The following is a 1,087-nucleotide window of genomic DNA, read 5'->3' as shown; positions in this document are numbered from 1 at the left end:
GCCCGGACCCGCCCGCACCCGTGCCGGACCGGCCACCCGCGGCCAAAAGCAACCGGTCCGCACCCGTGTGACCTGGCCCTTCCTCAAGATCCACTCAAGAAACGGCAGGTAGATCGCCTGAGGTCAGGTGCAGCACGGCTAGAAACCAGCTACGCGGTTTTGTATTGACAGGGCTCCGCGAATCTATTTGAATCTGGGTGCGGTAAGGGGATCGGACCCGCGAGCGGCATCCAGCGCGAGCGGCATCAACCACCTTCAGGGGGACGCTGTGGACATCGAGGTACTCGGTGCGCTGGCGGTACGGGAGAACGGCCTGTCCATCACGCCCACGGCCCCCAAGCCCCGGCAGGTGCTGGCGCTGCTGGCGCTGCACGCCGACCGGATGGTGCCGGTGTCCGCCCTGACCGAGGAGCTGTGGGGCGCGGCCCCGCCGCGCAGCGCCCGCACCACCTTGCAGACCTATGTGCTGCAGCTGCGCGAGCTGATCGCCGCCGCGCTGGCGCGGGAGGCCGTCCCGGACGGGGCGGGCGGTCCGCGCAGCGCCAAGGACGTGCTGGTGACGATGCCCGGCGGCTATCTGCTGTGCGGCGGGGGCGGCGCGAGCGACGTGCGCACCTTCGAGCGGCTGGCGGGCGCCGGCTACCGGGCCATGGACGCCGGGGACTGTGCCGGCGCGGCCCGCCAGCTGCGTGAGGCGCTGGCCCTGTGGTCGGGCACCGCCTTCGCCGACGTGCAGGCCGGCCCGCAGCTGCAGATGGAGATCAAGCGGCTGGACGAGAGCCGGCTGTGCGCGCTGGACCGGCGCATCGAGGCCGACCTGCGCCTGGGCCGCCACCGGGAGCTGCTGGCCGAACTGACCGTACTGGTCAACGGCTACCGCACCCACGAGAGCCTGCACGCCCAGTACATGCTCGCGCTGCACCGCTCGGGGCGGCGCGGCGAGGCGCTGGATGCCTACCAGCGGCTGCGCACCACCCTGGTGCGGGAGCTGGGCCTGGAGCCCTCGGCCCGGCTGCGGCGCCTGCAGCGCTCCATCCTGACCGCCGGCCACGACCTCGCGGCCCAGACCCCCGCGGCGGCCCCCACC

General features: G+C 73.0%; 1 protein-coding gene. It reads left to right on the top strand.

Features of this window, described 5'->3' with window-relative positions; all coding sequences use genetic code 11:
- Nucleotides 1–268: 268 nt before the first annotated feature.
- Nucleotides 269–1,087: AfsR/SARP family transcriptional regulator (locus AOK03_RS39930; protein WP_055570209.1), on the top strand; the 819-nt coding region annotated here is incomplete at its 3' end.

This window comes from Streptomyces atriruber, from assembly GCF_001418325.1.
GTDB classification, from domain to species: Bacteria; Actinomycetota; Actinomycetes; order Streptomycetales; family Streptomycetaceae; genus Streptomyces; species Streptomyces atriruber.
The sequence above is the reverse complement of the archived record's forward strand: the minus strand, read 5'-3'. Positions and strand labels throughout refer to the sequence as shown.